Genomic DNA, 26,234 nt, shown 5'->3' with positions numbered 1-26,234 from the left:
CTCTCTTTCCTGGCTTAAAGCACGCCGGCTTCGTTCTTCAGTCTGTCGACCAGTTCGGCGACCGACTTGACCTTGACACCGGCCTTGCGGCCCGACGGTTCCTCGGTCTTCAGAACCTTCAGCCGCGGCGTGGTGTCGACACCGAAATCGGCCGGGCTCTTCTTGTCGAGCGGCTTCTTCTTCGCCTTCATGATGTTCGGCAGCGAGGCATAACGCGGTTCGTTCAGCCTGAGGTCTGAGGTGATGACCGCCGGCAGCGTGATCTCGATCGTCTGCAGGCCGCCATCGACTTCGCGGGTGACCTCAGCCTTGCCGTCAGCGATTTCGATCTTCGAGGCGAAGGTGGCCTGGGCGGACCCCAGCAGTGCTGCCAGCATCTGGCCGGTCTGGTTCGAATCGTCGTCGATCGCCTGCTTGCCGACGATGACAAGACCCGGCTGCTCGGCATCAACGATGCCCTTGAGGATCTTGGCGACGGCGAGCGGCTCGACGGCATCGTCGGTCTCGACCAGGATCGCCCGGTCGGCGCCCATGGCAAGGGCGGTCCGCAGCGTCTCTTCGGCCTTGGCCGGACCGATCGAAACGACGATCACTTCCTCGCACCTGCCGGCTTCCTTCAGCCGCAGCGCCTCTTCCACCGAGATTTCGTCGAACGGGTTCATCGACATCTTCACATTGGCAAGCTCGACACCCGTGCCGTCCGGCTTCACCCGGATCTTGACGTTGTAGTCGACGACCCGTTTGACGGGTACGAGAATCTTCATGGGGGTCCTTCCTTCACGGGAAACTGGCTTCAACGAAAATGCCCGCTCGCGCGCCGCTCCGATTGTCGAATGGCGACATCGATACGCGCTTTTCCTCCAAATACAACGCTTCTATGCCGCCGGTAGACGATTCGCCGGGCAATATATGAACGTTTACGTTCACGTCAATATTGTTGTCAGCGTCGGCCCCAGGGAAGGCGCTGCGCTGTGCGCCCATCCGTGCCGGCGGCGATGGCAGGGCCGGCGCCAGGATCGCTTCTCACGGCGCGGGGCGTGACGATCTCCCGGTCGAACAGCGGTACACCGGGTCGGCGCAACACCAGGATCAGAAGAGCCCCGGCAAGGATGCCGCCGACATGCGCGCCCCAGGAAACATCGCCATCCGGTGCGATCGCCAGCATGAAGAACTGCTGGCCGATCCACAAAAGCAGCGGGATGAAGGCAGGCAAGGGCAGGGGCAAACGGAAGAATACCAGCACCCAGACCTTGACGCGCGGATGCAGCATGACATAGGCGGCGACGACGCCGGAGATCGCCCCCGAGGCTCCAACCAGCGGTGCCTGCGAGGCCATGGCCAGCAGACCGTGGCAGAGCGCGCCGGCGGCTGCACAGACGACGTAGAAAATCAGGAAGCGCAAGTGTCCCATCGCGTCCTCGACATTGTCGCCAAAGACCCAGAGAAAAATCATGTTGGACGCCAGATGCCAGAAGCCGGAATGGACGAAGGCATAGGTGAGGTAGGTCAGCGGTTCCGGCACGATTTCCAGCCCCTGCGCCAGCACCGCGTCACCGAAGGCGATCGCCGGGATATAGCCGAGCCCGACGGTCGTCGCCTGGGCGGCCTGCTCGCTCTCCAGGCTGGTCACAAGCCAGACCGCGACATTCAATGCGATCAGTGAGAGCGTCACCCACTGAACCTTGATATATTTCAGCGTATTGGCGTCGTGAAAAGGTATGAACATAAGGCCCCCCGGCGATCGCGACCGCGGCAAGCCTATCTGTTTTTTCCCGGAACCCAAAGCACATCCGCATGGCCGCGATCATTTGCATGACGCGCGGCGACGAAGAAGAAATCGGAGAGCCGATTGACATATTTCATCGCTGCCTCGCTGACGATTTCACCGTCGGTGCGGGCAAGCGCCACCATCAAACGTTCGGCGCGCCGCGCAATCGTCCGGGCAAGATGCAGATGTGCGGCGGCCGGGCTGCCGCCCGGCAGGATGAAGGATTTCAGCGGTTCCAGGCCGGCATTCAACTGGTCGATTTCGCGCTCCACGCGGTCGACCTGCGCCTCGACGATCCGCAGCGGTTCGTAGGCCGGCGGCTCGCCGGTATCGGGTGTGGCGAGATCGGCGCCGAGATCGAAGAGGTCGTTCTGGATCGACATCAGCATAGCGTCGAGCTCGGGCAAGCCGGCCGTGTGCAGTCGCGCCAGGCCGATGGCGGAATTGGCTTCGTCGATCGTGCCATAGGCCTCGACGCGGAGATCGTCCTTTGTCCGGCGCGGCCCGGAAACCAGCCCTGTGGTGCCGTCATCGCCGGTTTTGGTGTAGATCTTGTTGAGTTTTACCATGCCGCACCGCCTATTGGCGGGAAGGCTGAACCACTCCACCCTTCGTCATGCTCGGGCTTAACCCGAGCATCCACATGGCATTCACTAGCAGTCGTGGCACGGATCCTCGGCTCAAGGCCTGGGGTGACGGAAGGTGGAGTTGGCATTGTCGCAAAATTTGCCGCTGCGTACAGAACCACCGCGTCGTGCATGGCCTCACCTCCCTCATTCCTGTGCTCGTCACAGGAATCCAGTGCGCCCAAGTCTTTGGGCGCGGGAGAGGCTTTTGAACGTCGGATTTTGTTATTCACCGCGCGGACGCGCGGTGGCTGGATTCCTGTGACGAGCACAGGAATGAGGGAGTTCGAGGAGACGATAGTACCCAATTTTATCCCTCTGTCGTTAGATTGCCCGGTCACGTCGGCCGGCCACCACCGGTCAGCCAGAGCGTCACCATGATCAGGACGACGGCGATTGCCTGTAGCAGGACGCGAAGCTGCATCAGCTTGTTGGAACGGTTGGCATCGCCGCCCTTCATCATATTGAAGAGGCCGCGGATCAGGACGAGGGCGACGGCGCCCATGACGATGATCGCAAGGATATAGGTGACCGTGGACATGGCATTCAGCTTTCTCAGTCCGTCCAGCGCATCAGGCGGTAGAAGAGGTCTGCCGGAAGCAGCCGCTTCAGGAACATGCCCTGCTTGGCCGGAGTCGTTACAGGATAATGTGGCCTTGGATTTTTCGAGTTCAATGCGTGTTTCAATACGGAATAGACTGCTTCCGGGCCAAGCTTATGGCGGCTGACCGGGCCAGATCCATTAAGTCTTGCCAGTTGCTTGACATAGTCGGCCGCGTGCTGCGAATTCTCAAGGTCGATATGCTCCTTGATCTTTGCGAGCGCGTTGGCGGTGAAACGCGTGGCGATCGGTCCCGGCTCGATCAGGCTCACATGGATGCCACTGCCCTGTAGCTCCATGCGCAAGGTGATGCTGAGGCCTTCGAGCGCGAATTTGGAAGCGGTGTAGGCGCCGCGATAGCGATAGGGCACGACGCCGAGGATCGACGAGCACTGCACGATCCGCCCCTCTCGGCGTTTGCGCATCGCCGGGATGATCTGCCGCGTCAGTTCGTGCCAGCCAAAGAAATTCGCCTCGAACTGGGCGCGCAACGCGGCCGTCGAAAGATCTTCGACGGCGCCCGGCTGGCCGTAGGCGCCATTGTTGAAAAGCGCGTCGATGCGGCCGCCGCTGCGTTCCAGGACCGCGTCGACCAGCTCCGAAATCGTCTCGGACCTGGCATAGTCCATCAGCAAGGCTTCAATGCCGTCTGCCTCCAGCCCCGGCAGGTCTTCCGCCTTGCGCACCGTCGCAAAGACGCGCCAGCCATCGGCTTTCAGAGCCCGCACGCAATGAGCGCCGATGCCGGACGAGCATCCGGTCACGACGATGGTACGCTCTCCCGCCATGGAATGATTCCTGTACAAAATGGGACTCGTTTCCCATATTCGGCCAGAGGATACAATCTGGAAAGCCGGAGACGGAATGCCGAAGGCGCTGCGCACGATCTACGACGTGGTCTACGACGCGATCTGTCATATGATCGAGGACGACGGCTTTGCCATGGCGAGCCATGTGGCGCTGTCCAGCCTGCTTGCGGTTTTCCCCTTCCTGATCTTCGGCACGGCGCTTGCAAGCTTCCTCGGCGCCGATCAATTTTCCTCGACCGCCATCCATCTGATCTTCGACACCTGGCCCGAGGCGATTGCCAAGCCGCTCGCCGACCAGGTGCTGCAGGTGTTGACAATTCCGCGCGGCGGGCTGCTGACGATCTCGGTGCTGGCGGCCGCCTATTTCGCCTCGAACGGCGTCGAGGCGCTGCGCATCTCGCTCAACCGCGCCTACCGGGTGCAGGAGACGAGACCGTGGTATTTCACCCGACTCGCGAGCCTCGGCTATGTGCTGATCGCGGTGATCATCTTTGCGGCGATCAGCATCCTGCTGGTCGCCGTGCCGCTGGCGCTCGATTATGCCAGGAACTGGTTTCCGCTGTTTGCCGACACGCTCGACATCGTCTTCAGCTGGCGCATTTACGGCACGCTGGTGGTTCTGACGGTCGGATTGCTGGTCATGCATCTCTGGTTGCCGGCAGGCAAGCGGCGGGTCTTTGATGTCATCCCGGGCGTGCTGCTGACCCTGCTTCTCTGGCTCGCCGGCGCGCTGATCTTTGCCTATTATCTGGCGACCTTCGCCAATTATACCGCAACCTATGCCGGCCTCGCCTCGGTCATGATCGTGCTGATCTTCCTCTACATGATCGGCGTCATCTTCATCATCGGGGCGGAGATCAATGCAGCGCTGATCAAATTCCGCGTCTTCCGGATGTTCTCCCACACGCTTTCGATCGTCGGCAGAGAGCGTGCCGAACGGGCATCAGAGCCCGACAAGGCGGCGAATATCGGCCCATGACATGCCGCGGGCGCGCAATTCGCCAAGCCCGCTGTCGCCGTCGCTTTTCGAAAGCTTGCGGCCGGCCGCATCGAGAATGAGACGGTGATGGTGATAGATCGGTTGCGGCAGGTCGAGCAACACCTGCAGCAGGCGGTGCACCGATGTCGCGGGGAAGAGGTCGAGGCCGCGCACGACGTGGGTGACGCCCTGCAGCGCATCGTCGACGACGACTGAAAGATGATAGCTCGACGGGGCGTCCGAGCGCGACAGGATGACATCGCCCCAGACTTCGGGGTCGGCGGCGATCTCGCCCGATCTGCCGTCGCCGGTTTCGGTCCAGAACAGCAGTTCGCCGATCAGGTCCAGCGCCTTGCGCATATCGAGCCGCCAGGCATGTTTCTTTCCCGAGGTCAGCATTTCCCGCCACTCGTCTTCCGGGCGCTCGCGATCGTTTGCGGGATAGTGTGGCGTGCCGTCGGGATCGCGCGGCCAGGATTCACCGGCCGCCTCATAGGCAGCGACGCGCGCCTTCACCTCGCCTCGGGTCAGGAAGGCCGGATAGACCAGGCCGCGCTCGATCAGCGCGTGCAGTACTGCCTGATATTCGGGGAAATGTTCCGACTGGCGCCGCACCGGGCTTTCCCAGCCGATATCAAGCCAGTCGAGATCGCTCAGGATGCCGGCCTCGAACTCTGGAGTGCAGCGCGCCTGGTCGATATCCTCGATGCGCAGCAGCAGGCGCCCACGCGCGATCGCCGCCATGTCGCGGTTCAGGAGAGCCGAGAGGGCATGGCCGAGATGCAACTGTCCGTTGGGACTCGGCGCAAAACGAAAGACAGGTTTTTGACGCTCGCTCGTGGTCATGCTTTCTTCTGCCATGGATTTAGGTTTTGAACCACTGCGAGGCGATGTGCAGATCATCCGCAACGAAGACGACGTCAGCCGGGGGCTCGAAGCACTGCTTCGTGTCGATCCACGCCTTGTGCCGATCGCGGTGGATGCAGGGCCCGTTCCGCTGCGGTTGCGCGAACCGGGTTTTGCCGGCCTTGCCCATATCATCGTCTCACAAATGGTATCGCGCGCCAGTGCCGAGGCGATCTGGCGGCGCATGCTGCCGGCGGACGGTCTTTTGACCGCCGAGGGCTATGCGCTGCTTCACGCCGAGGCCTGGCGTGAATTCGGCCTGTCACGCGCCAAGGCTGAGACCCTGTCGCGGATCGCCGAAGCCGTTGCCTCCGGCCGCCTCGATCTTTCCGGGCTCTGCCTGATGCCGCCTGAAGAAGCGCTTGGCGAACTCACCGCGCTGAAGGGCGTCGGTCCGTGGACGGCGGAGGTCTATCTGATGTTCTGCGGCGGCCATGCCGATGTCTTTCCGGCCGGCGATGTCGCGCTTCAGAATGCCGTCGGCGCGGCATTCGGTCTCGCGGCCCGGCCTGAAGCAAAGGCTCTGGCTGCCTTGGCGGAACCCTGGTCGCCGTGGCGCTCCGTGGCGGCCCGGCTTTTCTGGGCCTATTACGCCGCGAAAACGCGCCGCGACATGGTGCCGACCAGCTGATCGGCAACACTCTTCAAATTGCCTTTATCCTCCGAATTTATTGGACTTCACAATCCTGTAACAACCGGCCTAATATACAGGTGCAGATGCCGAATCGATCAGGAGAGTCCCTTGACGATTGCAGTCTCCCCACAGGCCCTGCCAGCGCTCGTCCTGAACGCTGACTTCCGGCCACTGAGTTATTATCCCTTGTCGCTGTGGTCCTGGCAGGACGCGATCAAGGCGGTATTTCTCGACCGCGTGAACATCATCGCGGAATACGAGCATTCGGTTTCCTCGCCGAGTTTCTCGATGCGGCTTCCGAGTGTCGTGTGTCTCAAGACCTACGTTCAGCCGTCCCGCAATCCCGCTTTCACCCGGTTCAACGTGTTCCTGCGCGACCGGTTCGAATGCCAGTATTGCGGCGCCCATGACGATCTGACCTTCGACCACGTCATCCCGCGCGCCCATGGCGGCGAGACCACCTGGGAGAATGTCGTGGCAGCCTGTTCGCCCTGCAATCTGCGCAAGGGCAGCAAGCTTCCCAAGCAGGCAAGCATGTTCCCGTCGCAGAAGCCCTATCAGCCGACGGTGCAGGATCTGCACAATAACGGCAGGCTGTTCCCGCCAAACTATCTGCATGACAGCTGGCTCGACTATCTCTACTGGGATACCGAACTGCAGCCTTGATCAAGCGGCTTTGCGAACGCCTGCGAAGGCGAAGGCTGCGAGCAGAATTCCGGCAATCACGTTCCAGCCCGCAAAAGACAGGCCGAGCACCCTGAGTGCTGCATCGGTGCAGGATGGGCCCTTGATCGTGTTGAGTTCGCCGAGCAGATCGCCGGCATTGGTCGTCATGCTGCTGGCCGTCGTCGAGCAGGTGGCCGGGCCGGCCCAGAAATGCCATTCGACGCCGGCGTGATAGACGCCCATGCCCGCGGTGACCAGCATTAGCATGCCGGCGGCAAGAATGAGCGCGCGGGTGATCCAGTTCGGCAGGCCGACGAGTTCCGAAATCGCTGCGAGGATGGCGATCGGGATGGCGTAATAATAAGGCTGGCGCTGCAGCAGGCAGAGTGCGCAGGGAATGTAGCCGCCGATATATTGGAAACCAAGCGCCGTGCCGACCGCGGCCGCCATGCCGATGGCGAGCAATATGGAATAGACAAACCCGGGGCGGGCGAGCGGCGAGGAAGTGGCAGTCATGGCGGAACTCCGCGAAGTTGGCTTAGTGGCACGATGCCGAAAAGCGCGAGCGGTTTTCGGACAACCTTATGTTCTAGTGAGCGAGGTAGCGGTAGGCGATGTATAAAACGATCACGGCAGTTGCACCGAAGCCGACGATCTGGCCGAGGCGCTTCTCGATGAAGTCCCGGATCGGTTCGCCGTAGCGGCGCAGCAGCCAGGCGAGGAAGAGGAAACGCGCCCCGCGCGCAACGATCGCCGAAACAATGAAAAGGCCCAGATTGACGTGAATGACGCCGGACAGGATTGTGACGATCTTGATCGGCGGCAGATGCGCAACACCTGATGTGACAAGCAGCAGCAGGATCGTCTCGTAGGTGACATAGGCTTTCATCTGCTCGAAGGCGTCGAGCTTGCCGTAGAATTCGAGAACCGGCCGGGCCACCGTCTCATAGGCGTAATAGCCGAGCGCCCAGCCGGCGATGCCGCCGAGCACGGAAGCGATGGTCGCGATCAACGCGTAGCGATAGGAGCGCTCCGGCTTGGCAAGCGCCATCGGCAGGAAAAGCACATCGGCGGGGACGAGAAAGATGGAGCTTTCGACGAAGGCGATGACGGCGAGCCAGACTTCGGCCGATTTGCGCGAGGCCAAAGACATGGTCCAGTCGTAAAGTCTGCGGAGCATTCCGTTCCCTTCCTGTTGCAGTGCGAAAAGCTTTAGGGGGCGTGTGCGGCGCTGTAAATGCTTGCCCGTGTCCTTCGTGCCACCCCTGTCCAAAAATTTTCGTGATGTGGGGCATCGGCGCCTCTCCCAAGATTTCACGGGATGGCGAATCGGCGATTCTCCGGCAAGCTGTCTCAGAGCATGATACCGAAAACTGTGGGCGGTTTTCTTAAGACATCATGCTCCAGCCGAATTGGGGCGACTGCAGGGTGGCATGAGCATGTTCAAAGTGATTGAAGGCGGCCGCGGGCAGGCCGTGCACATGGTTGAGCGGTTCGAAGAGGGCGGCGGGCCGAGCCGAGACGACGTGCGCCGGGAGGCGGCGCGGCGGTTGAGTGCCAGCGGCTATCATCTCTCGCGCATCCGGGAGTTCGCGACCGGCGTGCCGATGCTGGCGTCTCTTCAATACCTGTCGCTGCAGATCGATTTTGCGGCCGAGAGCTTGTCGCGACTCGATCCGATCCCGGAGGATTTCCGCGCCGATGGCTATTGGCCGGCAGGCTGAGCAATCGTGCTATCGCCGAGACATGCGCCCATGTTGCGTCATGAGAGATCCATCGATTTTTCCCATTGCTGACGCTGGTCGTTCATCTCCGTGCGTTTCTGGGCCATTTCGCTGACTGCGGCGCGCAAATTGGGATGACGCGCCATGAACATGTTGAAGTCGCGCCGCTCGAGCACCTCGAACTGGCAGAAGTCGACGGCAATGACGTCGGCAGTGCGCCGTCCGCCGGTCAGAAGCGCCATTTCGCCGAAAAAGGCACCGGGCTCCAGGCGGATCGCGCCACTGGCGAGGCGGACTTCCACCGCTCCCGATGAGATAAAATACATGCCGTCGCCGCGATCGCCGCGGCGGATGACGCGCTCGCCGGGCGGCGCGGATTTCGCCTTGAAGAGCAGCAGCAGTTCCTCTTGCGCGTCTTCGTCGACCTCAGAGAATAGCGGGAAAGTCTCGATCAGCTGCTGCATCTTCAGTTGATGCTCGCGTTCGCGCTCCTCACCGAGCGCCTTGATTTTTTCCAGTTCCTTGCCGAGCGCCTTCTGCCTCTTCCTGCCGTAGCTTTCCCAAAGGGAGGGCCATTTCGAATGGATATATTTCTTCAGCCCGTCGGTCGCGAAGATTACGATGGGATTGAGTGTGATCGACAGGATTGCCGCAGCAAGGATCAGATCCTGGCCCTCATGCGGCAGCAGCCCAAGCGAGACACCGAGGCCGGCGAGGATGAAGGAGAATTCGCCGATCTGGGCAAGGCCGCCGGCCAAGGTCAGCCCCAGGCCGATCGGATATCGCAGCAGCATGACGATCGTGAAGGTGATGATGCCCTTGCCGAGGATGATGAGCGCCAGCGCGCCGATCACCGCCAGCGGCTGGCGCACCAGGATCGATGGGTCGAAGAGCATGCCGACGGAGACGAAGAACAGCACGGAGAAGGCATTCTGCAACGGCAGCGAGTCGGCCGCTGCCCTGTGGCTGAGCTGGGATTCGCTCATGACGACGCCGGCAAAAAAGGCGCCGAGCGCGAAGGAGACGCCGAAGATCGCCGCCGAGCCGAAGGCGATGCCGAGGGCGATCGCCAGTACCGTCAGCGTGAAGAGTTCGCGCGAGCCGGTGCGGGCGACCATCGTCAGCAGCCAGGGCACGATGCGCGGGCCGAGGAAGATCGCCATGGCGGCGAAACCCATAACCTTCAGCAGCGTCAGGCCGATCGTCAGCACCAGGGAAAGCTCGCCGAGGCCGTGGTTGGCCGTAGCGACGGCATTGCCACCCAGAAGTTCTGCAAGGGCCGGCAGCAGCACTAGCGCCAGCACCATCACCAGATCCTCGACGATCAGCCAGCCAACGGCGACGCGCCCGCTCGGCGCGTTGACGAGATTGCGCTCCTCCAGCGCCTTCAGCAGAACGACGGTGCTCGCCACAGACAGGCTCAGGCCCAGGACGATGCCGGCACCGAGGCTCCAGCCCCAGAGTTTGCAAAGGCCGATGCCCATGAGGGTGGCGAGGATGATGCGCCCGATCGCGCCCGGCACGGCGATGCCACGCACGGCCAGCAGGTCGGAGGCGGAAAAATGCAGGCCGACGCCGAACATCAGAAGGATGACGCCCATTTCGGCGAGTTGACCGGCAAGGGCGGTATCGGCGACGAAGCCCGGCGTGAACGGCCCCATCAGGATACCGGCCATCAGGTAGCCGACCAGCGGCGGCAGCCGAAGCCGGTCAGCAGCATACCCCAGGACCGCCGCGAAAACGAAACTGACGGCAACCGTCGCGATGAGCCCTACTTCCTGATGCACGTCTGACCCTTCCTGTGATTGCGGCGGCCACTCTGTACGAAGTCCAAGCGGAATTAAACAGTTGATTTGGGTGCGCTGCCCTTGTTTGCGGTCTTGCCCGTGAGGCCCGGAACTCGTTTGCCGCAAGGTCGGGCCTCCGGCGATGTTGGAACCACTTGTCTCTTGTCTCGTTGCTCTTTCATCAAGAAAGGAGAAACGACATGCGGAAGATCATCCTGAATTGTACTGTAGCGGCCCTTGCCGCCTGCTCGTTTGCAGCGCCTGTTCTCGCCGACAGCGTCTATGTCCGGGAGCGTTCCTATGACGACGGCTATCGTCATGAGCGGGTACGACCCGGCATCACCATCAGCGAGCGTGGCGTCACTTTCGGTGCGGTGCGCGAACGCGAGCACCGCCGCTATCGCGACTATGGCTGCGAAACCAGGAGCGTCACCCGACAGACCGACGAAGGCGAGGTTACCAAGACGGTCCGGCGTTGCGATTGACCAGGATTACCCGACGAAGGCGAAGCCCGGTTCCAATGAGCCGGGTTTTCGCCTTTCGTGGCGCGAATATCGCAATGCAGTGGTGAAACTCGTCCGTCGGTGTTATGAGCACGCCTTTGGTACAAGCGCATTCCCAGCGCAAACAACACCTGCACAGGATCTTTTAGTATGATTGAGCTTACGCCGTCCCAGATTGCCGCACTGAAACTCGCCAGGGATGGAGACCTTTACCCTCAGCCAGCCAATAAATGGACGCATCAGAACGCGACGGTGACCTACGCAAAGACCGACCGTTGGAAAGAGCGGCCTCAGAAAATCAAATCGGTCACCGCCAAGACGCTGGGTGAGCTGAAGGAGCCTGGTTTTCTCGAGCGGCGGCACCTCGATGACGATGTCTCGAAAGACGTCTACGGCATCACCATGGCCGGCAAGATGTGGCTGTTGAAGAACAAGTAGTTTTATTCGGATACGGATTCGTTGCGTGCTCCCGCGTCAGTTTGTTGATGCGGAGGTACGACACAATTGTATTCGGGATGAACTATCGAACCAGTCCGCCTTCATTCCTGACGGAACTGCGGCGCGACAGCCTCCGCTTAGCTGCTCTCTTCGGCTGGCCGAGCCGAAGCTCATAGAGCGTAGGCTGGTGCCCCATGCCGGAGTCGAACCAGCACTTCTTTCGAAACTCGATTTTGAGTCGAGCGCGTCTACCAATTCCGCCAATGGGGCAACGGATACGACCGGGCGGCTGTCTAACATGTGAGCGCCTGCACGCGCAAGACGGGCAAGCGAAGTTATCCAACTGATCCTGTAGAGAGATCCGACCTCGTTTCGAGGCCGGATGCTTTTGATATCAATGGGCCGCCGCGGGTGCCGGAGCGGTCAGGCCGGACTTCTTCAGCGTGATCGCCAGGATCGATGCCAGCAGGCAGAAGGCGCCGGCGATGAAGAAGGCGGGCAGGTAGCTCGAAAGCTCCGTGCGCGAGAGGCCGGCGCCATAGGCGGCGGTGGCGGCTCCCAGCTGATGGCCGGCGAAGACCCAGCCGAAGACGAGGCCGGCCTTTTCGCGGCCGAAGCGGTCGGCGGCGATCTTGACGGTCGGCGGCACGGTGGCGATCCAGTCGAGGCCGTAGAAGACGGCGAAGATGGAGAGGCCGTAAAAGCTGAAATCGCTGAAGGGCAGGTAGAGCAGCGACAGGCCGCGAAAGCCGTAATAAAAGAACAGCAGCCAGCGATTGTCGAAGCGGTCGGACAGCCAGCCGGAGCCGATGGTGCCGAAGAAATCGAAGATGCCCATGACGGCCAGCACACTGGCGGCGGCCACCGGCACGATGCCAAAATCGCCGCAGAGGGTGACGAAATGGGTCTGGATTAGGCCATTGGTGCTGAGGCCGCAGATGAAGAAGGTGGCAAACAGGATCCAGAAAGTCGACGTCTTCGAGATGTCTCTGAGCACTGTGATTGGCGTCATCAGCGCGACTCCGAGAGAGGTGCTTGCCGGCGGCGGCGTTACCTGGGTTTCGCCGAGGGCGGGCAAGTTGAGGTCGGCCGGCCGGTCGCGCATGAAGGCTAGCACGGCAAGGGCTGCGACCATGATCATGGCGCAGACAAAAAACACCGTCGAGTGCCAGCCATAGCGTTGCGTCAGCTCCGCCATCAGCGGCAGAAAGACGAGCTGGCCGGTGGCCGAACTTGCCGAAAGCATGCCGACGACGAGGCCACGATGCTTGGTGAACCAGCGGGTGGAGATCGTTGCGGCGAGTACCATGGCCGTCAGGCCGGTGCCGAAGCCGACGACAATGCCCCAGAGCAGCAGCAGCTGCCACAGCGTGGTCATGAACAGCGAACCGATGAAGCCAGCGCCGATCAGGGTGAGGGCGAAAACGATGACCTTGCGCACGCCGAAATAATTCATGAAGGCGGCGGCGAACGGGCCCATGAAACCGAAAAGGATCAGGCGGATGGCAAGGGCTGAGGAGATCTGCGACGTCTCCCAGCCGAACTCGTCCTGCAGCGGCTTGATGAGAACGCCAGGTGCGCCCATGGCGCCTGCGGTGACCAGCATGGTGAGAAAGGTTGCGGCAGCGACGACCCAGCCGTAGTGGATGTTACGCCGGGCAAGAGAGGAGGCAAGGGCTGTGGAAACCATGGGCGAGATTCCGTTCGAATTCAGCTTGGGGAAAATGCAAGATCGATTTACATGATGGCCATCATATTTGTTGCCTATTGATGATGGACGTCATATATTTTGTCAAGCGACTATTTCTGGAGATGAAAAATGCGGGTGAGCCGCGAGAAGTTTGCCGAAAACCGAGAGAAAATCCTGGGCGTTGCCGGCGTGCTCTTCCGCGAGAACGGTTTCGACGGGGTCGGCGTCGCCGACATCATGAAGGCGGCGGGGCTGACGCATGGCGGTTTCTACGGTCATTTCGCTTCGAAGGACGACCTGGCGCTGGAGGTCAGCCGTAAGCTGATCGACAAGGTCGAAACGCGCTGGAAGGAGCATATCGCCGATTCTCCGGATCGGCCGCTGGAATCGCTGCTCGACCATTATATCCACTGGCGCACGGTCGACGATCCGGGCGGCAGCTGCGTCTTCGCGACGCTGATCCAGGAGGTGAGCCGCAGCCGCGGTGCTGTCCGCGCCGTCTTCAGCGACGGGCTGTCCGTGCTGGTCGACACACTCGCCGATATCGTTCCCGGCGAGACCGAAGAAGAACGCCGCGCCAATGCCGCGACGACCCTCTCATCGATGATGGGCGCCGTCATTCTGGCGCGCGCGGTGGAGGACAGGGCGCTTGCCGAGCAGTTTCTGGTGACGATGCGCCGGCAGCTCGATCCCGGCAGTCGGATATAATCTCAGGATGGTGATGGTTTCGATTTCCCCTCCGCGCAAACGGAGGGGATCTGCCTTGATCGCTGAGGCTGAAAACCCGCCGGCGGCTATTTGAAACCGGCGACGGCGTGCGGGATGTAGGGTGCTTCCAGTGCGGCGATTTCTTCAGTGGTGAGCTTGACGGAGAGCGCGGCAACCGCGTCGCTGAGGTGGCCCGGTTTGGAAGCGCCGATGATCGGGGCGGTCACGGCACTCTTCTGCAGGATCCAGGCGGTTGCGACCTGGGCGCGGGAGACGCCGCGAGCCTTGGCGATCTCGGCCACGGCCTCGACGATTTTGCGGTCTGCATCGCTCGACTGCGTGTAGAGCGTCTTGCCGAATTCGTCGGTTTCGCTGCGCGCCGTCGCCTCGTCCCAGTCGCGGGTCAGTCGGCCGCGGGCAAGCGGGCTCCAGGGGATGACGGCGATCTTCTGATCTTCGCAGAGCGGCAGCATTTCACGTTCTTCTTCGCGGTAGAGCAGGTTCAGGTGGTCCTGCATGCTGACGAATTCGGTCCAGCCGTTCAGCCTGGAGACGTAGAGCGCCTTGGCAAATTGCCACGCATACATGGAGGAGGCGCCGATATAACGCGCTTTGCCGGATTTGACGACGTCGTGCAGCGCTTCCAGCGTTTCCTCGATCGGCGTCGTGTAATCGAAGCGGTGGATCTGATAGAGGTCGACATAGTCGGTGCCGAGACGGCGCAGGCTGTTGTCGATTTCATCGAAGATCGCCTTGCGCGACAGGCCGGCGCCGTTGGGGCCTGGCCGCATGCGATTGAACACCTTGGTCGCCAGCACGATGTCCTCTCGCTTGGCGAAATCTTTAATAGCACGGCCGACGATCTCTTCCGAGGAGCCGTTGGAATAGGTGTTGGCGGTGTCGAGGAAATTGATGCCGAGGTCGATCGCCTGCTTGATCATCGCCCGGCTTTCTTCTTCCCGCAGGCTCCAGGCATGATTGCCGCGGCCGGGATCGCCGAAGGTCATGCAGCCCAGGCAGATTTTCGAAACTTCCAGACCGGTCTTGCCAAATTTTGCGTATTCCATGAAACGACTCCGCGATTAAAATTTGATCACCCAATTCGATGCCCCCAATTCCATGCCCCGGGGGATGGCCTCCATGATCTAGCGCGGAACCGGCAAAGTCGCAGGGCGGCCGACGAAGAACCGTTCTGCCAGGCACACAACAATGCGTGATGGGCTCGGAAGCCAGGCCTGTCATCGCCGCCCCGGACCGGCTGCTTGCGCAATTGCAGCACAAGGTGTTAGCTGGTGCAGCATTCACCGGATTTCGCCTATGATCCTGCCGTCCCACGATCGCTACGACGATCTCTATCGCGATTTCTCGTGGCGGATTCCCGAAGGCTTCAATATCGGCCGCGCCGTCAGCGACGACTGGGCGGCGAGGGCGCCGGAGCGCGTCTGCCTCGAACATTTCAGCCCGGACGGCCATCACCGCACCCTGACCTATCGCGCGCTCGCCGACCGTTCCTCGGCCTTTGCAAATGCGCTGGTTTCGCTTGGTATCGAACGTGGCGATCGCGTCGCGCTGCTCTTGCCGCAATCCTTCGAGACGGTGATTGCGCATGTGGCGATCTACAAGAGCGGCGCGATCGCGCTGCCGCTGGCGCTGCTCTTCGGCGTCGAGGCGTTGGAATACCGGCTGAAGGCGGCAGGCGTCGTGGCCGTCGTCACCAATGGCTTCGGTCTCGAACGCATCCGCCAGATCCGCGATCGGCTGCCGATGCTGAAACATCTCATCAGCATCGACGGGGCGAGTACCGATGCAGCCGCCTTCGGCGAATTGGTGGACGGCCATTCTCCCGTCTTCGATGTCGTCAAGACCGGTCCGGACGATCCCGCATTGATGATCTTCACTTCGGGAACGACGGGGCCGCCGAAGGGTGCGCTGCATGGCCACCGTGTGCTGCCCGGCCATATTCCCGGCATGCAGTTTGCCCATGAGGATTTTCCGAAAGCGGGCGACAAGGTCTGGACGCCGTCCGACTGGGCCTGGGCGGGTGGGCTGCTCAACGCGCTGCTGCCGAGCCTGCTGCTCGGCGTTCCCGTCGTCTCGTCGCCGGCGCAGAAATTCGATGCCGACATGGCCTATCGGATCATGGCCGAGATGGGGGTGCGCAACGCCTTCATTCCGCCGACGGCATTGAGGCTGATGCGATCTGTTTCGGATCCACGCTCGAAATACCATCTGGTGCTGCGCACCATCGGCTCGGCCGGGGAGGCGCTCGGCCGCGAGACCTATGAATGGGCACAGCGCACGCTCGGCATCACCGTCAACGAATTCTACGGCCAGACGGAGTGCAATTTCGTGCTCGCTTCGAGCGCTGCCCATGGCGTCACCAAGGCGGGCGCCATCGGACGGGCGGTGCCCGGGCATCGCGTTGCGATCGTCAGCGAAGCGGGTGACGCTTTGCCAGTCGGCGAACCGGGCCAGATCGCTATCGCCAGTCCCGATCCCGTGATGTTCCTCGGCTATTGGGACGATGCGGCGGCGACGGCGCGAAAATTCGCCAAAGGCTGGCTGCTTACCGGCGATATCGGCCGGCAGGACGCCGACGGTTACGTCACTTTCGAGGGCCGCGATGACGACGTCATCACCTCGTCGGGATATCGCATCGGCCCGGCCGAAATCGAGGATTGCCTGATCGGCCATCCCGCCGTGCAGCTTGCCGCCGCCGTCGGCAAACCCGATACGGTGCGCACCGAGATCGTCAAGGCCTATATCGTTCTGTCGCCAGGCCATCATCCAAGCGAAGCGCTGGCCGCCGATATCAGGGAGTGGGTGAAGACGCGGCTTTCAATGCACGAATATCCGCGCGAGGTGGAATTCATCGATGCCTTGCCGCTGACGACCACCGGCAAGGTGATCCGCCGGCTGCTGCGCGAAAAGGCGGCGGCCGAAGATTAGTGCATATCGCCCGGAAGTGTGTAGCGGTTCCGGAAGAACGATATGCAAATAAAGGGCTTTAGCCCCGGCCGGCCAGCGACATGATCTTCTCGCGCAGCATCTTCGCCATATTGCGGGTGCTGCGGTACATGTGGAGCTGGGCTGAGACCTGGCGCATGTCGCGGTCGCCGTTCTGCGTCAGGCCGATCACCAGCGTTCCCATCTCCTCGCGCTCCTGCCAGAAGCGGCTCATGATCGGATGATCCGAGACGGCGCAGGAATCGGAGCGCACGATATTGGCGTCGTCGAGATGCCATTCGGTGAGTTCGCTCATCAATAGCTTGCCCGGCGAATAGCGGGCATAGTTCTCGTCATAGGCGGTCTTCCAGGTGTAGGCCTCGCCACCCATCATCAAAACGACGATGGCGGCAATCGCCTTGCCGTTGAGGTCGATCGTGTGAATACGCACGGCGTCGACGGCGGCAAGGTTCGACACCGCCTCGCGGGCGAAAGCCGTATGATAGCGATCGGTGACAAGAGCGCTTCGCCGCTTACCCTTCCAGCCGCCGGCTTCCATCGCCAGGAATTCCTCGAAACGGATGTGGATTTCGCGGGGCTGGCGGGCGACGGCATACACCGCCGTTCCCTGTTCCTCCAGCAGACGCCACTGGCGGCGCATCTCGCGCATGTGCGAGGAAGAGATGGTGCGGCCGAGATAGGCCGGCGCCTCTTCGTCACTCTGCAGCATCGGCCGCAAGTAGGGATTGGTGACGGTGACGGGAAGATTGCGGCTGAGCGCCACGGCCTTGACCATGCGCACGAAGATGCCGTTCAGCCTGAGATCCGGCAGAACCAGTATGCCGGGCAGATTGAGATCGCGCGCGGTCAGTCCCTCGAAGAGGTTGTCGAGGGTCTCGGCTGCATCCTCGCTGTCGACCAGCGGCGTGCCAAGCGGGCCGAAGCTGTTCGACCAGCCGCGGATGATCGACGGACCGACGGCAAAGCCCGGCTTGTCGATCGAAAACGGCATCAGAAAGCGCATGCGGCTGCGGCCGGCATTGTGGTCGCGGATCAGGGCGAAGTTTACCTGCCGGTCTTCGAGCCGCGGCATGGCGGGAGCGAGAAAGCGGCCGGAGAAGAAGACGTTCGGTTCCATAGCCCGGTGGGAGAGAAAGTCGAGTTCTTCCTGCAGCTCATAGCCGAGCTTGCCCGGGTAGAGGCAGAGCTCGCGTCCCGGTCGTCCGATCTCGGCGCGCGCCTCGGCCCGCGGCGCTTCGAAATGCAGCGCGGCGAGATCATGCACCATGCGGTTGGCAGCGCTGTCGGTGCTTTCGGTAACGGGAGGAATACGCACCATCTATCGAACTCTCATCTCTGGCGTTGCGGCGGAGGGGCTGGCGAAGGCGAAAAGGACGATGCCGAGCGTGCGGCGCACGGCGAGATGCAGCAGGATTGCCTCGACCGCCATGGCGGAAGCCGTGGCGATCGCTGTGCCTTCGATGCCGTAATGCGGGATCAAAGCAAGGTTGAGGCCGACATTGGCCGTCAGCGCGCCGGCGTAGAGCGCGACGCAGATATTCTGTCTGCCGGCCATCATCAGCAGCGTTTCGGCCGGGCCGACCAACGACTTGGCGAGGATGCCGGCGAGCAGGATCGCCATGACCAGATAACCTGAGGTGAAGGCGCCGCCGAAGAGCGACAGCAGAAGATGTCCGGCGGCAAGCACCGCAAGTCCAACACCGAGCGCCGGCCAGAAGGTCCAGCGGGCGGCGTCGATGGCGGCGGTCGCCAGCTGGGCGTGGTCGCCTTCGGCGATAATCGAGGAGAAGCGCGGGCCGGAGGCCGCCTTGACCGAGAAATTGATGAAATGCACCAGCGCCATCGTCTTGGCGGCGGCGAAGTAGATAGCGACGTCGTGCGGCTCGAGGAAAATGCCGACAACGACGACATCGGAATTGGTGAGCAGGAAGCTGACGCCCTCGATCAGGAAAATCGGAAAAGCGACGCTGAACCAGGCGAGGAAATCGACCTTGTGCGGGCCTTTGTCATAATGCCGGCGAAGGCGATAGAGCGTTGCGGCATACTGGCCAAGCGCGGTGACGAAGGTCGCGGCGAGTGCGGCCTGCATCGCGGTGACGGCCGTATGCTCGGCGCCGCTGGCAATGGCGATGAGCATGAAGGCGATGATGAGAATCGGGCGGATAATATAGACCGGGCTCAGCGCCATCACCGGCCAGTGGTTCGCCCGCGAGGTGCCTTCCAGAATGTCGCCGAGCGCGATCATCGGCATGGCGAGCAGGCCGAGGAAGATCGGGACGAGATAATAGACCTGGATCATATCGCCGAAGAAATGCAGCCCGAGCATGCCGGCGGCGAGCACTGCAGTGCCCGAAAGCAATGCAAAGATGCGCGCCGTGCCGGTCAGGCCGCGGATTTCCTCGACGGCGCCGGCTGCCCGGTATTGCGGCAGGAAGCGGATGATCGCGGTGTGGAAACCAAGGCATGAGAGATCGCCGAAGACGACGACCAGTACCCAGACGAAAACGAAGATGCCGTATTCATATTCGCCCATCAGCCGGGCAAGCACGATCTGGGAGACGAAGGCGAGTGCCGCGCTAAGGATGCGGATCGTGAAGGCCGTCAGCGCCATGCGCTGAGCGGCCGCCTTCTCACCACGTTCGGTGAGCACGGCTGCAAGCATGCGCAACGCGCGGCCGCCGATCGGGCGCAGGCCCGCGGGCAGCATTTTCTCCGCTGTTTCTATGACCGCCATGATGAACACGCAAAACTCTGAAAGTCAGGCAAATCGTCCCGAAGTCTTGACAGAACAGGGTTAAGAAACGGTTCCGGATCGGGCTTGCCGCCCGACACTGTAATTCCGGTTTTCCGGCGCTGCCGCAGAAAAGAAAATGCCGCCCGAAGGCGGCATTTCCGCAGTCTTTGCGGCTTGCCTCAGACCTGTTCGAAGGCGCCGTGGCAATGCTTGTATTTCTTGCCGGAACCGCAGGGGCAGGTCTCGTTGCGGCCGACTTTGCCCCAGGTGGCCGGGTCATCAGGATTGCGGTTCTCGGGAGAAACGAGGACTTCCGATGCCTGGTAGATCGCCGGGGCGAAATCGTCCTCGCCGGTCGTCGGATCCAGGTGGTGGGCCTGCATCAACGGCGGTTCGGGCTCGACAGGGGCCTGCTGCACCAGCTCGACGCGCATCAGCTGCGCGGTCACCGCCTCGCGCAGATTGTTCAGCAGCGCGGTGAACAGCTCGAAGGCTTCCGACTTGTATTCCTGCAGCGGATCGCGCTGGGCATAGCCGCGGAAGCCGATGACGGAGCGCAGATGGTCGAGATTGACGATGTGCTCGCGCCAGAGATGATCGAGCGTCTGCATGACCACCGAGCGTTCGACATAATGCATGATGTCGTCGCCGAAACGCTCGGCCTTTTCTGTGAAGGCGGCGTTGGTGGCTTCCGTCAGGCGCTCGCGGATATCGTCTTCGCCAATGCCTTCTTCCTTCACCCAATCCTCAACCGGCAGGTCGAGATTGAGGATGTTCAAAGCACCGGTCTTCAGGCCGGCGGCATCCCATTGCTCGGCATAAGCGCGCTCGGGGATGTGCTTTTCGACCAGATCCTCGATCACCTCACGACGCATGTCGGAAACGGTTTCGGAAATATTGGTCGATTCCATCAGTTCGAGGCGCTGCTCGAAGATCACCTTGCGCTGATCGTTGAGAACGTCGTCGTACTTCAACAGGTTCTTGCGGATATCGAAGTTGCGGGCTTCGACCTTCTTCTGGGCGCGCTCCAGGGCCTTGTTGATCCACGGATGGACGATCGCCTCGCCCTCCTTGAGCCCGAGCTTCGTCAGCATGCTGTCCATGCGGTCGGAGCCGAAGATGCGCATCAGGTCGTCCTGAAGCGAGAGGTAGAATTTCGAGCGGCCGGGGTCGCCCTGACGGCCGGAGCGGCCGCGCAGCTGGTTGTCGATGCGGCGGCTTTCATGGCGTTCGGTGGCGATGACGTAGAGACCGCCGGCGGCGAGCGCCTTCTGTTTGAGTTCCTTGATTTCCTCGACGATTGCCTGGATCCGGGCGTCACGCTCCGGACCGGCTTCGACTTCGCCGAGTTCGCGCTCGATGCGCATGTCGAGGTTGCCGCCGAGCTGAATATCGGTGCCGCGGCCGGCCATATTGGTGGCGATCGTGATGGCACCGGGCACGCCGGCCTGGGCGACGATATAGGCTTCCTGCTCGTGATAGCGGGCGTTCAGCACCTTGAAGTCGTCGAAGCCCTGATTGCGCAGGCGCTCTGCGAGCAGTTCGGATTTTTCGATCGACGTGGTACCGACCAGCACCGGCTGACCGCGGTTGTGGGCGTCGAGGATCTCCTCGATGATCGCCTTGAACTTCTCGTCAAAGGTCCGGTAAACCTCGTCGTCTTCGTCGAGGCGCTGGATCGGCAGGTTGGTCGGAACCTCGATGACATCGAGATTATAGATGTTGGCGAATTCTTCCGCTTCCGTCTGCGCCGTGCCGGTCATGCCGGCGAGCTTGGCGTACATGCGGAAATAGTTCTGGAAGGTGATCGACGCCAGCGTCTGGTTTTCCGGCTGGATCTGCACCCTTTCCTTGGCTTCGAGCGCCTGGTGCTGACCTTCCGAATAGCGGCGGCCCGGCATCATGCGGCCGGTGAACTCGTCGATGATGACGACTTCGTCGTTGCGGACGATATAGTCCTTATCGCGCTGGAACAGCTTGTGGGCCTTCAGCGCGTTGTTGACGTGGTGGACGATCGCGACGTTCTCGATGTCGTAGAGTGCGTTGCCCTTCAAGAGGCCGGCCTGACGAAGCAGGTTTTCCAGCTTCTCGGTGCCCTCTTCGGAGAAGTTGGCCGAGCGCTGCTTCTCGTCGATCTCGTAATCGCTAGGCACCAGCATCGGAATGTAGGCGTCGATCGTATTATAGAGTTCGGAGCGGTCGTCGAGCGGACCGGAGATGATCAGCGGCGTGCGCGCCTCGTCGACGAGGATCGAGTCCACTTCGTCGACGATCGCGAAGTTGTGGCCGCGCTGGACCATCTGGTTCTTCTCGTACTTCATGTTATCGCGCAGATAATCGAAGCCGAGTTCGTTGTTGGTGGCGTAAGTGATGTCGCAGGCATAGGCCGCGTGACGTTCCTCGTCGGAGAGGCCGTGGACGATGACGCCGGTGGTCATGCCGAGGAAGCTGTAGACGCGGCCCATGGTCGCGGCATCGCGCTGGGCGAGGTAATCGTTGACGGTGACGACGTGCACGCCCTTGCCGGAAAGCGCGTTCAGATAGACCGGCAGGGTGGCGACGAGGGTCTTGCCTTCGCCGGTCTTCATTTCGGCGATCGCATTCGAATGCAGGATCATGCCGCCGACCAGCTGTACATCAAAAGGCCGCAGGCCGAGAACGCGGCGCGAGGCTTCGCGCACGACGGCAAAGGCCGGGATCAGAATGTCGTCGAGCGTCTTGCCCTCGGCAAGCAGCGCACGAAACTCTACGGTCTTTGCCGTGAGCTGCTCGTCCGTCAGGGCCTTGGTCTTCTCTTCGATAGAGTTGATGGCAGTGACGTTCGGCTGGAAAGACCGCACGCGGCGGTCATTGGAAGATCCAAACAACTTGCGGGCTAGACCGCCAAAGCTGACCATATGACTGGTCCTTTCTCAAATATTCATCCCCGACGTTTGTTGTTCGCGGCCCAGCCGAAAATCAGGCGCGCGGCTAAAACGCCCGGAAACTGTTCTGGACGCGAGGTTGCGTGACAGATAAGAGGGGGGTCGAATGATGTCAACGGATTTGGCGGATACAGAAAGGCCACAATCCGGTGTTGATGGCTATTTTGGGCCGATTCAGGCGATGCTGAAACCGGTGATGTAACTGTGAAGGGTATTTCATGTTGAGCACCAACAAACTTGCCGTACTGGCGTTTGCAACTTTTGTTGCGCTCCAGGCCCCGGCCTATGCCGATGACGCCGTCATCGCCAAGGTCGGCACGCTGGAGATTCACCAGTCGGAACTCGACCTCGCCGTCGCCAATCTCGACCCGCAACTGGCGCAGCTTCCCGATGACCAAAAGAAGGTCGCAGCCCTTTCCGCCGCCATCGACGTGAAGCTGCTCGCCGCCGACGCTGCGGCCGAGAAGCTCGATCAGACCGACGAATTCAAGAAGCGCATGCAGTATCTCACCGACCGCGAGCTGCACAACGCCTACTTCAAGAAGCATGTCGTCGACATCGTGACGCCTGAAGAAGTCAAGGCTCGCTACGACAAGGAAGTCGCTGCTCTGCCGAAGCAGGAGGAAGTTCACGCCCGTCATATCCTCGTCAAGACCGAGGACGAAGCCAAGGACATCATCAAGCAGCTCGACGCCGGCAAGGATTTCGCCGAACTCGCCAAGGAAAAGTCCACCGATCCGAACAAGTCGGAAGGCGGCGATCTCGGTTATTTCTCGCGCGGCCGGATGGTCAAGGAATTCGAGGACGCGGCCTTCGCGCTGGAGAAGGGCACCTATTCCAAGACGCCCGTCAAGACCGATTTCGGCTATCACGTCATCAAGGTCGAGGATAAACGCGACGCCGCGCCGCCGCCCTTCGAGCAGGTGCAGGATCAGGTTCGTCAGCTCGTCATGCGCGACAAGTATCTTGAGCTTCTGAATAAGGCGAAGGCCTCCGCCAAGATCGAAATCACCGACGAGACGCTGCGCAAGGGTTACGATCAGGCCAACAAGCAGCCGGAGCCGGGCAGTGATCCCGTCGCGCCGGCGCCGAAGCAGTAATATTCGCATCAGGGCCCGGTTTTTCCGGGCCCTTTAATATCATTGTTGTTGTTGCATTTCCGGACGGCGAACCGGTTTCCATTCGCCTGGAAATGCCCATTGGCAGGTTTCATCATGTCCGGTTCCGTCTCTCCGCTCGCTCCGAAATCCTTCGTCTCGATGCCGCCGCTGCGCGGCGTGCGCATGGCGACGGCTTCCGCCGGCATCAAGTACAAGGACCGCACCGACGTGCTGATGATGGTCTTTGACAAGCCGGCGGCCGTTGCGGGCGTCTTCACCCGTTCGAAGTGCCCGTCGGCGCCGGTCGATTTCTGCCGGGCCAATCTGCCGCATGGCAGTGCCCGCGCCGTCGTCGTCAATTCCGGCAATGCCAATGCCTTCACCGGCCTGAAGGGCCGCCAGGCGACCGCACTGACGGCGAAGTCGGCTGCCGCTGCAGTCGGCTGCGCCGAAAACGAAGTCTATCTGGCCTCGACCGGCGTCATCGGCGAGCCGCTCGACGCCACCAAATTCTCAGGCGTTCTGGAGCGGATGCAGGTCGAAGCGACCGGCGATTTCTGGTTCGAGGCCGCCAAGGCGATCATGACGACCGACACCTATCCAAAAGTTTCGACCCGCAGCGCCGAGATCGGCGGCGTCGTCGTGACGATCAACGGCATTGCCAAGGGCGCCGGCATGATCGCGCCCGATATGGCGACGATGCTTTCCTTCGTCGTCACCGATGCCGACATCGCGCCCGAGGCGCTGCAAGTGCTTCTGTCCGATGGCGTCGGCCCGACCTTCAATTCCATGACCGTCGACAGCGACACTTCCACCTCCGACACGCTGATGCTGTTTGCGACGGGTGCTGCGGCCAAGGACGGCCAGGCCCGTATCGAAAGTGCCGACGACCCGCGCCTTGCAGCATTCCGGGCCGCACTCAACGACGTGCTGAAGGATCTGTCGCTGCAGGTGGTGCGGGACGGCGAGGGCGCCACCAAGATGCTCGAAATCACCGTGACGGGCGCCGAGAGCGATGCCGCAGCCAAGCGCATCGGACTGTCGATCGCCAATTCGCCGCTGGTCAAGACGGCGGCCGCCGGCGAAGACGCCAATTGGGGCCGCATCGTCATGGCGGTCGGCAAATCGGGCGAGATGGCCGACCGCGACCGGCTGGCCATCTGGTTCGGCGACATCAGGGTCGCGGTCAATGGCGAGCGCGATCCCGATTATTCCGAGGAGGCCGCCTCGAAGGTCATGAAGGCGCAGGATATCCCCGTCAAAGTTGACATTGGACTCGGCACTGGTTCGGCAACCGTCTGGACCTGCGACCTCACCAAGGAATATGTTGCGATCAATGGCGACTATCGGAGCTGATCGTTCTTTGGTGCAGGCATCCATCTCTTCACACAATCTGCCGCTGGTGCGCAGGCTGGAGGCCGTCGGCTTCCGGGCCTGGCCGGCGGCGTCCGTGCAATATGACGGCAGCTGGCAGGTGCGGCTGACGGCCGGCCATCCGTCCAACCGGCTGAATTCGATCGTGCCGCTCGATCCCTCGGACCATCGCGATGTCGAAATCCGCCTGGAAAAGGCGAGCCGGAAGTTCGAGGCCTATGGCCGCGCCGCCGTCATCCGCCAGACGCCGCTTGCTTCGCCGGTGCTGATCGAGCTTCTGCGCGCGCAGAGCTGGACGCGGTTCGACGAGACGGTGGTGATGACCTGCGACCTTGCCGAGGCCGAGCTGCCGGATACGCTCGATCACCTGCCGACCCATGATATCGGCCGGTTCGTCGACGCCAACCTCGCCGTCGACCGGGCGCCACTGAACTTGAAGCCGGCGCTTGCCGAGATCATTTCGGCGATCAAGCCGCCGTCCGGCCTGTTCATGATCGAGAATGCGGCGGACGGCCCGCTGGCGACCGTGCTCTGCGTTCAGGACAACGACCTTGCCGGCATCATGTCGCTTTCGGTCTCCGAAACGCGGCGGCGCGAGGGACTGGGCACCGAGATCCTGACCTCGGCGCTGCGCTGGGCGCGCATGCGCAGCGCCCGATCGGCCTGGCTGCAGGTGAAGTTGTCCAACCGTCCGGCCATCGCACTCTATGAACGCCTCGGTTTTCGCGACGCTTATCATTATTGCTATTGGCAGCAGGAGCCGCGATGAGCGATGCCGGCCGGAAGATATTGCTGGTCGTCGCCTGTGCGCTGATCGATGCCGATGGGCGTATCCTATTGGCACAGCGCCCCGAGGGAAAGTCGCTTGCCGGGTTGTGGGAGTTTCCCGGCGGCAAGGTCGAGCCCGGCGAGACGCCGGAGGAAACGTTGGTGCGGGAGCTCGAAGAGGAGCTCGGCATCAACACCAAGATCGCCTGCCTGGCACCGCTGACTTTCGCCAGCCACTCTTACGAAACCTTCCACCTTTTGATGCCGCTTTATATCTGCCGGCGTTACGAGGGCATTCCCCAGGGCCGCGAGGGTCAAGCACTGAAATGGGTGCGTCCGCAGGCGCTACGCGATTACCCGATGCCGCCGGCCGACGAGCCGCTCATCCCGATGCTGCAGGATTTACTTTAAAGCGCATCACGCCGATCCGGATTCGGATGATGCGCTTTAGTCTTTGTCTTTTGCATGATGCCTCCCCGGAACCGCTGCAAATTTCCCGATGATATGTATTAGCGTTACCTGATTATT

At 61.7% G+C, this 26,234-nt stretch carries 26 protein-coding genes and 1 tRNA gene; 12 read left to right on the top strand and 15 right to left on the bottom strand.

Going from position 1 to position 26,234, the window contains the following annotated elements; all coding sequences use genetic code 11:
• Positions 1 to 14: 14 nt before the first annotated feature.
• The 5 genes from J3O30_RS20335 to J3O30_RS20315 form a co-directional block, all read right to left on the bottom strand.
• Positions 15 to 764: an electron transfer flavoprotein subunit beta/FixA family protein gene (locus J3O30_RS20335; RefSeq protein ID WP_207581984.1), complete on the bottom strand. Its 750-nt coding sequence runs from the start codon at positions 762 to 764 to the stop codon at positions 15 to 17.
• 176 nt (positions 765 to 940) lie between these two features.
• Positions 941 to 1,726, bottom strand: coding sequence for a rhomboid family intramembrane serine protease (locus tag J3O30_RS20330; protein ID WP_207581983.1), 786 nt, complete (start codon positions 1,724 to 1,726; stop codon positions 941 to 943).
• 32 nt (positions 1,727 to 1,758) lie between these two features.
• Complete coding sequence (locus J3O30_RS20325) at positions 1,759 to 2,337, bottom strand: cob(I)yrinic acid a,c-diamide adenosyltransferase (RefSeq protein ID WP_207581982.1); 579 nt, start codon at positions 2,335 to 2,337, stop codon at positions 1,759 to 1,761.
• 394 nt (positions 2,338 to 2,731) lie between these two features.
• Complete coding sequence (locus tag J3O30_RS20320; RefSeq protein ID WP_207581981.1) at positions 2,732 to 2,935, bottom strand: twin transmembrane helix small protein; 204 nt, start codon at positions 2,933 to 2,935, stop codon at positions 2,732 to 2,734.
• A gap of 14 nt (positions 2,936 to 2,949) precedes the next feature.
• On the bottom strand, positions 2,950 to 3,783 hold the full coding sequence (locus tag J3O30_RS20315; protein WP_207581980.1) for an SDR family oxidoreductase: 834 nt from the start codon (positions 3,781 to 3,783) through the stop codon (positions 2,950 to 2,952).
• A 76-nt stretch (positions 3,784 to 3,859) separates the two neighbouring features.
• On the opposite strand from J3O30_RS20315, the gene J3O30_RS20310 reads away from it, so the two are divergent.
• Positions 3,860 to 4,783 (top strand): YihY/virulence factor BrkB family protein, encoded by a 924-nt coding sequence (locus J3O30_RS20310; protein WP_207581979.1) that lies wholly within the window; start codon positions 3,860 to 3,862, stop codon positions 4,781 to 4,783.
• On the opposite strand, the gene gluQRS is transcribed toward J3O30_RS20310, so the two are convergent.
• Complete coding sequence (gene gluQRS / locus J3O30_RS20305; protein ID WP_207581978.1) at positions 4,748 to 5,629, bottom strand: tRNA glutamyl-Q(34) synthetase GluQRS; 882 nt, start codon at positions 5,627 to 5,629, stop codon at positions 4,748 to 4,750. The genes J3O30_RS20310 and gluQRS overlap by 36 nt on opposite strands.
• Between gluQRS and J3O30_RS20300 the strand changes: the two genes are divergently transcribed.
• Both J3O30_RS20300 and J3O30_RS20295 read left to right on the top strand, forming a co-directional pair.
• A complete protein-coding gene (locus J3O30_RS20300; protein ID WP_207581977.1) occupies positions 5,628 to 6,320 on the top strand; it encodes a DNA-3-methyladenine glycosylase in 693 nt (230 codons plus the stop codon). The two genes, gluQRS and J3O30_RS20300, sit on opposite strands and share 2 nt — an antisense overlap.
• A gap of 111 nt (positions 6,321 to 6,431) precedes the next feature.
• On the top strand, positions 6,432 to 6,989 hold the full coding sequence (locus J3O30_RS20295) for an HNH endonuclease (RefSeq protein ID WP_007632738.1): 558 nt from the start codon (positions 6,432 to 6,434) through the stop codon (positions 6,987 to 6,989).
• Here J3O30_RS20295 and J3O30_RS20290 read toward each other — a convergent pair whose 3' ends face one another.
• Positions 6,990 to 7,505, bottom strand: a complete 516-nt coding sequence (locus J3O30_RS20290; RefSeq protein ID WP_207581976.1) for a disulfide bond formation protein B — start codon at positions 7,503 to 7,505, stop codon at positions 6,990 to 6,992.
• A 73-nt stretch (positions 7,506 to 7,578) separates the two neighbouring features.
• A complete protein-coding gene (locus tag J3O30_RS20285; protein ID WP_207581975.1) occupies positions 7,579 to 8,169 on the bottom strand; it encodes a YqaA family protein in 591 nt (196 codons plus the stop codon).
• A 253-nt stretch (positions 8,170 to 8,422) separates the two neighbouring features.
• Here J3O30_RS20285 and J3O30_RS20280 point away from each other — a divergent pair, with 253 nt between their 5' ends.
• Positions 8,423 to 8,713 (top strand): hypothetical protein, encoded by a 291-nt coding sequence (locus J3O30_RS20280; RefSeq protein ID WP_207581974.1) that lies wholly within the window; start codon positions 8,423 to 8,425, stop codon positions 8,711 to 8,713.
• Positions 8,714 to 8,751: 38 nt separating this feature from the next.
• On the opposite strand, the gene J3O30_RS20275 is transcribed toward J3O30_RS20280, so the two are convergent.
• Positions 8,752 to 10,500, bottom strand: a complete 1,749-nt coding sequence (locus J3O30_RS20275) for a cation:proton antiporter (protein ID WP_207581973.1) — start codon at positions 10,498 to 10,500, stop codon at positions 8,752 to 8,754.
• 200 nt (positions 10,501 to 10,700) lie between these two features.
• Between J3O30_RS20275 and J3O30_RS20270 the strand changes: the two genes are divergently transcribed.
• Both J3O30_RS20270 and J3O30_RS20265 read left to right on the top strand, forming a co-directional pair.
• On the top strand, positions 10,701 to 10,985 hold the full coding sequence (locus tag J3O30_RS20270) for a hypothetical protein (protein ID WP_207581972.1): 285 nt from the start codon (positions 10,701 to 10,703) through the stop codon (positions 10,983 to 10,985).
• A gap of 168 nt (positions 10,986 to 11,153) precedes the next feature.
• Positions 11,154 to 11,441, top strand: a complete 288-nt coding sequence (locus J3O30_RS20265; RefSeq protein WP_097622071.1) for a hypothetical protein — start codon at positions 11,154 to 11,156, stop codon at positions 11,439 to 11,441.
• 185 nt (positions 11,442 to 11,626) lie between these two features.
• Here J3O30_RS20265 and J3O30_RS20260 read toward each other — a convergent pair.
• Positions 11,627 to 11,711: transfer RNA gene (locus tag J3O30_RS20260), tRNA-Leu, on the bottom strand.
• A gap of 124 nt (positions 11,712 to 11,835) precedes the next feature.
• The gene (locus J3O30_RS20255; protein ID WP_207581971.1) at positions 11,836 to 13,131 is read right to left on the bottom strand and encodes an MFS transporter; all 1,296 of its coding nucleotides are present in this window, start codon (positions 13,129 to 13,131) and stop codon (positions 11,836 to 11,838) included.
• Positions 13,132 to 13,260: 129 nt separating this feature from the next.
• On the opposite strand from J3O30_RS20255, the gene J3O30_RS20250 reads away from it, so the two are divergent.
• Complete coding sequence (locus tag J3O30_RS20250) at positions 13,261 to 13,839, top strand: TetR/AcrR family transcriptional regulator (protein WP_207581970.1); 579 nt, start codon at positions 13,261 to 13,263, stop codon at positions 13,837 to 13,839.
• 86 nt (positions 13,840 to 13,925) lie between these two features.
• Here J3O30_RS20250 and J3O30_RS20245 read toward each other — a convergent pair whose 3' ends face one another.
• Positions 13,926 to 14,906, bottom strand: a complete 981-nt coding sequence (locus tag J3O30_RS20245) for an aldo/keto reductase (protein ID WP_207581969.1) — start codon at positions 14,904 to 14,906, stop codon at positions 13,926 to 13,928.
• Between the two features lie 250 nt (positions 14,907 to 15,156).
• On the opposite strand from J3O30_RS20245, the gene J3O30_RS20240 reads away from it, so the two are divergent.
• Positions 15,157 to 16,788 (top strand): AMP-binding protein, encoded by a 1,632-nt coding sequence (locus J3O30_RS20240; RefSeq protein ID WP_207581968.1) that lies wholly within the window; start codon positions 15,157 to 15,159, stop codon positions 16,786 to 16,788.
• 58 nt (positions 16,789 to 16,846) lie between these two features.
• Here J3O30_RS20240 and J3O30_RS20235 read toward each other — a convergent pair whose 3' ends face one another.
• The 3 genes from J3O30_RS20235 to secA all read right to left on the bottom strand — a co-directional run bounded on the left by J3O30_RS20235 (position 16,847) and on the right by secA (position 22,437).
• A complete protein-coding gene (locus J3O30_RS20235; RefSeq protein ID WP_207581967.1) occupies positions 16,847 to 18,124 on the bottom strand; it encodes a GNAT family N-acetyltransferase in 1,278 nt (425 codons plus the stop codon).
• A complete protein-coding gene (locus J3O30_RS20230; RefSeq protein ID WP_207581966.1) occupies positions 18,125 to 19,540 on the bottom strand; it encodes an oligosaccharide flippase family protein in 1,416 nt (471 codons plus the stop codon).
• 179 nt (positions 19,541 to 19,719) lie between these two features.
• Positions 19,720 to 22,437, bottom strand: coding sequence for a preprotein translocase subunit SecA (gene secA, locus J3O30_RS20225; RefSeq protein WP_207581965.1), 2,718 nt, complete (start codon positions 22,435 to 22,437; stop codon positions 19,720 to 19,722).
• Positions 22,438 to 22,682: 245 nt separating this feature from the next.
• Between secA and J3O30_RS20220 the strand changes: the two genes are divergently transcribed.
• The 4 genes from J3O30_RS20220 to mutT all read left to right on the top strand — a co-directional run bounded on the left by J3O30_RS20220 (position 22,683) and on the right by mutT (position 26,117).
• The gene (locus tag J3O30_RS20220; RefSeq protein ID WP_207581964.1) at positions 22,683 to 23,564 is read left to right on the top strand and encodes a peptidylprolyl isomerase; all 882 of its coding nucleotides are present in this window, start codon (positions 22,683 to 22,685) and stop codon (positions 23,562 to 23,564) included.
• 114 nt (positions 23,565 to 23,678) lie between these two features.
• The gene (gene argJ, locus J3O30_RS20215; protein ID WP_207584384.1) at positions 23,679 to 24,920 is read left to right on the top strand and encodes a bifunctional glutamate N-acetyltransferase/amino-acid acetyltransferase ArgJ; all 1,242 of its coding nucleotides are present in this window, start codon (positions 23,679 to 23,681) and stop codon (positions 24,918 to 24,920) included.
• A complete protein-coding gene (locus J3O30_RS20210) occupies positions 24,901 to 25,707 on the top strand; it encodes a GNAT family N-acetyltransferase (protein WP_207581963.1) in 807 nt (268 codons plus the stop codon). Before argJ ends, J3O30_RS20210 begins: the two co-directional genes overlap by 20 nt.
• Positions 25,704 to 26,117, top strand: a complete 414-nt coding sequence (mutT, locus tag J3O30_RS20205) for an 8-oxo-dGTP diphosphatase MutT (RefSeq protein WP_007632760.1) — start codon at positions 25,704 to 25,706, stop codon at positions 26,115 to 26,117. Before J3O30_RS20210 ends, mutT begins: the two co-directional genes overlap by 4 nt.
• Positions 26,118 to 26,234: the final 117 nt, after the last annotated feature.

This window comes from Rhizobium sp. NZLR1 (genome assembly GCF_017357385.1).
In the GTDB taxonomy this organism is placed as follows: Bacteria; Pseudomonadota; Alphaproteobacteria; order Rhizobiales; family Rhizobiaceae; genus Rhizobium.
The sequence above is the reverse complement of the archived record's forward strand: the minus strand, read 5'-3'. Positions and strand labels throughout refer to the sequence as shown.